Raw genomic sequence first — 8342 nt, forward strand, 5'->3', positions numbered from 1 at the left:
TTCGACTTGCATGTGTTAAGCACGCCGCCAGCGTTCGTCCTGAGCCAGGATCAAACTCTCCGTGAATGTGTACCGGTAATCCGGTGCAACACCACGAGAGCGGAACCAGGAAGAGGAATAATCTCCCCGGTTCACAGCGTCCTCGCTGTGTTTTTTCAAAGGAACCGCGTCCCAGCTGATGCTGGAGACGGGGTTATCAACATATCTGGCGTTGACTTTTGGCACGCTGTTGAGTTCTCAAGGAACGGACGCTTCCTTTGTACTCACCCTCTCGGGCTTTCCTCCGGGCGCTTCCCTTCGGTGTTTCTTTTGTTCTTGCGTTTCCGACTCTATCAGACTCTTTCGTGTCCGATTTCCTCGGTGCCTTTCCGGTTCCCGCTCCGGCCTTTCGGCTTTCGCATTTCCCTTTCCGGCGGTTCCGACTCTATCAGATCCTTTCGGGCCTGACCCCCGGTCAGCGGGGTTTGTCTTTGCGGCTGTTGGGCCGTTCCGACGTCTCAAACTCTAGCGGGTTTTCCCGGCGACTCATAATCGAGCCCTGGAATTGAATTCGGGCATGCCGAATCGGTTCCGTTGGGAGGTTGTGCAGAGTTTGGTTTGCCGCTTTCCGCGGCGGGAGGTGCTGTCGCAGAACCGTTACGGCCCCGTGGCAACCCGAAGAACCTTACGGGTCGGGCCGATGACTGTCAACCTCCCCCTGTGCCCCGTCCGAGGGCGTTTCAGTCCAGGTCGGTGAGGCGTCCGCCGGCGTCCGGCTGGGCGTGCTCCACGCGACGCAGCAGACGGGTCAGCACCTCGCCCAGCGCGCCGCGCTCCTCCTGGGACAGGTCCTGGAGGAGGTCCTCCTCGAAGACCGTGGCCAGGCGCATCGCCTCCAGCCACTTCTCGCGGCCCTCGGCGGTCAGCTCCACGATGACGCGGACGCGGTTGTTCTCGTCGCGGTCGCGCGTCACCAGGCCCTCCGCCACCATGCGGTCGATCCGGTGGGTCATCGCGGCGGGCGTGAGACCGAGGCGCTTGGCCAGGTCACCCGGGCCCATTTGGTACGGGGCTCCGGAGAGGACGAGGGCCTTGAGGACCTCCCACTCGGCGTTGCTGATGCCGAGGGTCGCCGTCTGGCGGCCGTAGGCGACGTTCATGCGGCGGTTCAGGCGGCCGAGGGCCGAGACGATCTCCTCGACCTGGGGGTCGAGGTCCTGGAACTCCCGCTGATACGCGGCGATCTGCTCTTCAAGTGTCGGCTCACTTGGGCCGGGGGTGTCACCCATGGGCCGAGTATGGCACGGCCCCGCTTGGCATTGAAGTCCTTCAGTGTGTACAGTTTAGGATCGAACTTTAGCTTCGAAGTCTTCACTTCTAACTACTCACTCAAGGCAGGTGAAAGTGACCAGGGCGATGGGCGCAGCGATGCGTCGTATTCAGGCAGGCAGCGCGCTGAGCGCGTTCGGCATCGGGTTCACGGTTCCGTTCCTCTACGTCTATGTGGCGCAGGTGCGGGAGCTGGGGGCCAGTGCGGCGGGCATCGTGCTCGCCGCCTTCGCCATGGCCGCTCTGATCGTCCTGCCCATCACCGGCCGCGTCATCGATCGCCGCGGCCCTCTGCCCGTGCTCGTGGGTGCGGCGGGTGTCGCCTCCGTGGGCGCGGTCGCGCTCGGCTTCGCGAACAGCGAGCCGACGGCGATCCTCGCCGCGGCGCTGCTCGGCGCGGGCACGGCGGTCATGCAGCCCGCGCTCGCCACGATGATCGTCTGGTCCTCGACGCCGGCCACCCGGACGCGGTCCTTCGCGATGCAGTTCTTCCTGCAGAACCTGGGCCTCGGCATCGGTGGTCTCATCGGCGGGCAGATCGTCGACGAGAGCCGTCCGAGCAGCTTCACGCTGCTGTTCTCCATCGAGTCCGTGATGTTCCTGGTGCTGGCGGGCATCGCGCTGACCGTGCGGCTGCCGCACGCGCCGTCCATCCAGGACGCGATGCCGAAGGACGCCTCCGCCCCGCAGAGCGGCATGCGTGCACTGCTGAAGCACAAGGCGATGGTGCAGCTGTGCGTGCTCGGCTTCGTGATCTTCTTCGCCTGCTACGGGCAGTTCGAGTCGGGTCTCTCCGCGTACGGCGTGGAGGCCGCGGGCATCTCCGCGTCGACGCTCGGCATCGCGCTGGCCGCCAACACGGCCATGATCGTGATCGCGCAGTTCGCCGTCCTGAAGTTCGTCGAGCGGCGCAAGCGGTCCCGCGTGATCGCGGCCGTCGGTCTGATCTGGGCCTTCGCGTGGCTGCTCGCCGGGTACGCCGGTGTCGGGCACGGGAGCCAGGCCATGGCCACCGCCGCGTTCATCTCGACGTACGCCCTCTTCGGGCTCGGCGAGGCGATGCTGTCGCCGACCGTCGCGCCGCTGGTCGCCGACCTGGCGCCGGGCGGCATGGTCGGTCAGTACAACTCGGCCTTCGCCCTGGTGAAGCAGCTGGCCCTCGCGGTCGGTCCGGCCGTGGGCGGGCCGATGGGTGCCGCACTGCACGTGCCGTACATCGTGACGTTCGTGCTGTTCTCGCTGGGCATCACGGTGCTCGCGGTGCGTCTGGGGCGGCGGCTCACTCCGCTGCAGAACCAGCCCTCGCTGGCCAAGAGCCCGGTGGTGGCACAGGGCGGCCCGGCCCCCGCGGAGCCCGAGACCGCGCACGCCTGAGTCTCGCGGCCCCTATTTGGGGAGGGCGAACTCGCACCAGACGGCTTTGCCGCCGCCCGGTGTGCGGCGCGAGCCCCAGTTCGACGCGATCGTGGCGACGATGGCGATGCCGCGTCCCGCCTCGTCGGCCGGTTCGGCGCGGCGGCGGCGCGGCAGGTGGTCGTCGCCGTCGGTGACCTCGATGATCAGTCGGCGGTCGGTGCGGCGCAGCCGCAGCCGCATCGGCGGGGTGCCGTGCTGGAGGGAGTTGGCGACCAGTTCGCTGGCCGCGAGGACTCCCAGGTCGTGCAGTTCCGGGGAGAAGCGCCAGCTGGCGAGGACGCCGGTGGCGAAGGCACGCGCGCGTGGCGCGGCTTCCACACCGCCGAGGAGCTCCAGGGCCGCGTTCCTGAACAGTTCGGCGTCCGCCCCGGCGCGGGCCGGGTGCTGCAGGACCAGTACCGCCACGTCGTCGTCGTGGTCGGCCGTCACTCCCAGGGCGCGGATCAGTCGGTCGCACACCACCTGGGGCGTGCCGGTGGCGCCGGCCAGGGCGCGTTCCAGCGCGGCCACGCCTTCGTCGATGTCCTCGCTGCGCCGCTCGACGAGGCCGTCCGTGTAGAGGACGGCGGTGGAGCCGGGGCCGAGCGGGACGGAGCCCGAGGTGTGCAGCCACCCTCCGGTGCCGAGCGGGGGGCCGGTGGGCTCCTCCGCGCGGTGGATGGTGCCGTGCTCGTCGCGCACGAGGATGGGCAGGTGTCCCGCCGAGGCGTAGACGAGGCTTCCTTCGTTCGGGTCGTGCACTGCGTAGACACACGTGGCGATCTGGCTGGCGTCGATCTCGGCGGCGAGGCCGTCCAGGAGCTGCAGGACCTCGTGCGGGGGCAGGTCCAGTCGGGCATAGGCGCGCACGGCCGTGCGGAGCTGGCCCATGACGGCCGCCGCTCGGACGCCGCGGCCCATCACGTCGCCGATGACGAGGGCGGTGCGGCCGCCGCCGAGGGTGATCACGTCGTACCAGTCGCCGCCGACCGCGGCCTCGGTGCCGCCCGGCTGGTACGTGGCGGCGATGCGCAGGTCGTCGGGCTGCTCCAGCTCCTGGGGCAGCAGGGACTTCTGGAGGGTGACGGCCGTCTCGCGCTGGGCGCGCTCGCTGGTGCGCAGGCGCTCGGCGGCCTCGGCGTGGTCGGTGACGTCGGCGGCGAACACCAGGACGCCGCCGCCCTCTTCGGGTCCCGCGGCGGAGCCGCCGAGCGGCAGCGTCACGGGTGTGCACGTGAAGGTGTACGAGCGGCCGGAGGGGGCCTTGCGGGACTTGACGGTGCGCGGCTTCGAGCTGCGCAGGACCTGGTCGAGGAGCGACAGGAGGCCCAGCTCGGCCAGTTCGGGCAGCGCCACGCGCGCGGGCTCGCCGACGGGCCTGGGGCCGAAGGCGGCTACGTAGGCATCGTTGACGTACGCGATGCGGTGGTCGGTGCCGTGCACGAGGGCGACGAGGGCCGGGATGCGGTCGAGCACCTCGCGGACCGGCAGCTCGTCGATGCCGTCGGCGCCGGCGAGGCCGACGGTGCCGTCCGGGGGAGCGGCCTCACCGGCCCCGGTGGGCCGCTCGGCGCGGGCCGCGGGGACGGAGCCGTCCCCGCGCGGTGCCGTGGCGACCGCCTGTTCGGTCCGCGCTGCTGCGCGGCGCTGCGTTCCGGGGAGCCGGGCGCTCCAGCGCGTGAAGTTCACTGCGGTAGGCCTCGTGGTGTCGCTTCTGGATCGGGAACACAGCATGTCGAGAGCGGACGTCCCTGGTGTCGGCCTGGCGGCCTGCCCATGGTCACACGAACAGTCTGACCGAACGGACTGACATCCGTCAGACGCCGGTCCTGTGCGGGGAGTTCCTGACTCCGGTCAGGAGGACTCCTTCGGGCGCCCGCCACCGGCCGCGAGTTCGAACTCCGCGCGGGGGTGTTCGAGCGACCCGAGGGAGACGATCTCGCGTTTGAACAGGCCGGACAGGGTCCATTCGGCGAGGACTCGGGACTTGCGGTTGATGGTCGGCACTCTGCTCAGGTGGTAGACGCGGTGCATGAACCAGGCAGGGTAGCCCTTCAGCTTGCGTCCGTAGACGTGCGCGACACCTTTGTGCAGTCCCAGGGAGGCCACCGAGCCGACGTATTTGTGCGTGTACTCCTGGAGGGGGCGCTCGCGCAGGGACGCGACGATGTTGTCGCCGAGGACCTTGGCCTGGCGCACGGCGTGCTGGGCGTTGGGTGCGCACCCCGTGCCCGGCTCGGCCGCGGTGACGTCGGGGACGGCGGCCGCGTCGCCCGCGCCCCACGCGTGCGTGGTGCCGTCGACGGTCAGCTGTGCGGTGCACTTGAGGCGGCCGCGTCCGGTCAACGGCAGGTCGCTGGCGGCGAGCACGGGGTGCGCCTTGACGCCCGCGGTCCACACGACGGTGCGAGTGGGGTGGCGGGAGCCGTCGCTGAGGACGGCCACCCGGTCCTCGCACGAGTCAAGACGTGTCTCCAGGCGTACGTCGATATTGCGCCTTCGCAGTTCGCGCACCGTGTACTTGCCCATCTCCTCGCCGACCTCGGGCAGGATCCGGCCCGTGGCCTCGACGAGGATCCACTTCATGTCCTCGGCCTTGATGTTGTGGTAGTACCGGGACGCGTAGCGCGCCATGTCCTCCAGCTCGCCGAGCGCCTCGACGCCCGCGTAACCGCCCCCTACGAAGACGAAGGTCAGGGCGGCGTCACGGATCGCGGGGTCGCGTGTGGAGGAGGCGATGTCCATCTGTTCGATGACGTGGTTGCGCAGTCCGATGGCCTCTTCGACCGTCTTGAAGCCGATGGCGTAGTCGGCGAGTCCCGGCACGGGCAGCGTGCGGGCGATGGAGCCGGGTGCCATGACGATTTCGTCGTACGCGATCTGGACGGACCCGGTGCCCTCCTCCTCGGTGGCGAGGGTGGTGAAGGTCGCGGTGCGCTTGGCGTGGTCGACCGACTCGACCTCGCCGATGACGATGCGGCACTTGTCGAGGGTGCGGCGCAGCGGCACGACGACGTGGCGCGGCGAGATGGAGCCGGCGGCCGCCTCGGGCAGGAACGGCTGGTACGTCATGTACGGATCGGGGGCGACCACGACGATCTCGGCCTCACCCCGCTTGAGCTCGCGCTTCAGCTTTCGCTGGAGTCTCAGCGCGGTGTACATGCCGACGTAGCCACCGCCGACGACGAGAATGCGTACACAGTCCGGGGGCACGGGGGTCGTCCCCCGGGAGATCGCAGCCTTCACCATCCCATGACGCACCCGGCTTCGGCGTTTGTCCACAGGCCCGACAATTTGTGTGACCGGGAGCGGTGTGCGCGAGGGGCTCGCGGGTCGGCCGCCGGGCGGGCAAGGTGCGCAGGTCAGCGGGGACGAGGGGGGTGCGCAGATGGGGTGCAATAAGGCCTGAAAGGGCGCGTACTCCGATCGGGGGGCGCGCTGTGCGGAACCCGCCTCTTCTGAATTGACCCCCGCTCAACTATGTTCGTGTGACGTCGGGGTGTCGGGGGATGCGCTCGTCGGGCCGGATTTCCGGCCCGTGGAAGGGCTCACTCCTCACACGTCGGTAGTCAATGGCGGGGAGTGTCTCCGGGGGGAGACGTCATTACCGGGGGAACGTGTATGCACATTCAGGAGACTCACTGGACTTCCGCTGCCGTGTCGGCATCAGCCGTCGGCCCGAGCGGGAACGGACGCGACATGGGGGAAGGAGCGCGCACGACACCACTGCGTGTCGACGCACAGCGCAATCTCGAACATGTGCTCAGGGCGGCACGCGAAGTCTTCGGCGAGCTGGGTTACGGCGCGCCGATGGAAGACGTGGCGCGCCGCGCGCGGGTCGGGGTCGGCACGGTCTACCGCCGCTTCCCGAGCAAGGACGTGCTGGTCAGGCGGATAGCCGAGGAGGAGACCTCCCGGCTGACCGACCAGGCGCGTGCGGCGCTCGGGCAGGAGGACGAGCCGTGGTCCGCGCTCTCGCGCTTCCTGCGGACCTCCGTGGCGTCGGGTGCGGGGCGGCTGCTGCCGCCCCAGGTGCTGCGGGTGAGCGTCGAGGACGGCGTCACCAAGGAGGACGAGGCGCGGGTGCCGCAGCAGCGGCAGTCGGCTCCGGACTCTCCCGAGCTGCGTCTCGTCGAACAGCGCCAGGCACCCGTGGAGGAGTCGCCCTCCCTGGGGGACGACGCGGGGGCGGCGACGCTGCTCGACGTCGTCGGCCGTCTCGTGGAGCGTGCCCGTGCCGCGGGCGAACTGCGCGCGGACGTGACGGTGTCCGACGTACTGCTGGTGATCGCCACGGCGGCGCCCTCGCTGCCGGACGCGGCACAGCAGGCGGCGGCCTCTTCGCGGCTCCTCGACATCCTGCTCGAAGGGCTGCGGTCCCGGCCCGCGTGACCGGCCGGATCGTCTTCGCTCGCCTCTCATGCGGCGGAAGGTTCAACTCCATGATGAACGCCGGACGTTGAGCCTTCCCCGAATGGGTGAACGGTAGTGCTCGATTCCGGGAAGTCGCCCCGGACGGGTGGTTGAACGTCTTCTCTGTCGGCCGCAGCACGACCGTGTGGCAGTCTTTCCCGGTGGTCGGGTCTGAGTGTGCAACCGGGGGCGTTCCGCGATGAGTGTTGACGGTCGGGACGAGTCGTCCCAGGGCAGTCCCGGCAGCGGTGCGGGAGGTCCCGTCAGCGCGGCCGGCCCGAGTGTGCCCCCGCAGCGCGAGGGCGTGCCTTCGCAGCGCGCGGGCGGCGCGGGCTCGGCGCTGCCGGTCGGCGGCGAAACCCCGGTGTCCGACGCCGACCTGATCGCCCGGATGCGGTCCGGCGACGACTCCGCGTACGAAGAGCTCTACCGCCGTCATGCCGAGGCCGTGCGTCGCTATGCCCGCACCTGCTGCCGTGACGCCCACACCGCCGACGACCTCACCGCCGAGGTGTTCGCCCGCATGCTGCAGGCGGTGCGCGGCGGCAGCGGGCCCGAGCACGCCGTGCGCGCCTATCTGCTCACCACCGTGCGGCGGGTCGCCGCCGGGTGGACGAAGTCGGCGAAGCGGGAGCAGTTGGTCGACGACTTCGCGGTGTTCGCCGCGCAGGCCGCCCGTGGCGCCGAGGTCTCCGACGACGACACCCTGGACCTGGGCGCGGACGTCCGCGCGATGCACGAGGCCGAGCAGTCGATGGCCATGCAGGCCTTCCGGAGCCTGCCGGAGCGCTGGCAGGCCGTGCTGTGGCACACGGAGGTCGAGGACGAGTCCCCCAGTGACGTCGCCACGCTCTTCGGCCTCGACGCGAACGGCACGCGTGTGCTCGCGAGCCGCGCCCGCGAGGGCCTCAAACAGGCCTATCTGCAGGCGCATGTAAGCGCCACGCTCACCGAGAGCGAGGAGTGCGCGCGCTACGCAGACCGACTCGGTGCGTACGCCCGCGGTGGTCTGCGCACCCGCGCCGAGCGCGGCCTGCGCAAGCACCTGGAGGAGTGCGCGAAGTGCCGGCTCGCCGCCGGGCAGATCAAGGACGTCGCCAGCGGAATCCCCGCGGTCGTGCCGATCGCCGTCATCGGCTGGTTCGGTGCCGCCGGGTACGCGAAGGTGGCCGCGCTCGTCGGCGGCGGCACCGTCGGAGCGGGCGCCGCGGGGGCTGCGGGTGCGG

General features: G+C 70.1%; 6 protein-coding genes and 1 rRNA gene. 3 read left to right on the forward strand and 4 right to left on the reverse strand.

Features of this window, described 5'->3' with window-relative positions; all coding sequences use genetic code 11:
* Positions 1–66, reverse strand: a 16S ribosomal RNA gene (locus tag AOK03_RS28350); the annotation flags it as partial.
* A 653-nt stretch (positions 67–719) separates the two neighbouring features.
* Complete coding sequence (locus AOK03_RS28355; protein WP_055568202.1) at positions 720–1268, reverse strand: MarR family winged helix-turn-helix transcriptional regulator; 549 nt, start codon at positions 1266–1268, stop codon at positions 720–722.
* Positions 1269–1395: 127 nt separating this feature from the next.
* On the opposite strand from AOK03_RS28355, the gene AOK03_RS28360 reads away from it, so the two are divergent.
* On the forward strand, positions 1396–2682 hold the full coding sequence (locus AOK03_RS28360) for an MFS transporter (protein WP_208609612.1): 1287 nt from the start codon (positions 1396–1398) through the stop codon (positions 2680–2682).
* A gap of 12 nt (positions 2683–2694) precedes the next feature.
* On the opposite strand, the gene AOK03_RS28365 is transcribed toward AOK03_RS28360, so the two are convergent.
* Both AOK03_RS28365 and AOK03_RS28370 read right to left on the reverse strand, forming a co-directional pair.
* Complete coding sequence (locus AOK03_RS28365) at positions 2695–4392, reverse strand: ATP-binding SpoIIE family protein phosphatase (RefSeq protein WP_055568204.1); 1698 nt, start codon at positions 4390–4392, stop codon at positions 2695–2697.
* A gap of 165 nt (positions 4393–4557) precedes the next feature.
* Positions 4558–5952, reverse strand: coding sequence for an NAD(P)/FAD-dependent oxidoreductase (locus AOK03_RS28370; protein WP_055568205.1), 1395 nt, complete (start codon positions 5950–5952; stop codon positions 4558–4560).
* Positions 5953–6324: 372 nt separating this feature from the next.
* On the opposite strand from AOK03_RS28370, the gene AOK03_RS28375 reads away from it, so the two are divergent.
* Entirely contained in the window at positions 6325–7095 is a 771-nt protein-coding gene (locus AOK03_RS28375) for a TetR/AcrR family transcriptional regulator (RefSeq protein WP_055568206.1), read from the forward strand.
* A 220-nt stretch (positions 7096–7315) separates the two neighbouring features.
* Positions 7316–8342: sigma-70 family RNA polymerase sigma factor (locus AOK03_RS28380; protein WP_157869102.1), on the forward strand; the 1027-nt coding region annotated here is incomplete at its 3' end.

Source organism: Streptomyces atriruber, from assembly GCF_001418325.1.
Classification (GTDB): Bacteria; Actinomycetota; Actinomycetes; order Streptomycetales; family Streptomycetaceae; genus Streptomyces; species Streptomyces atriruber.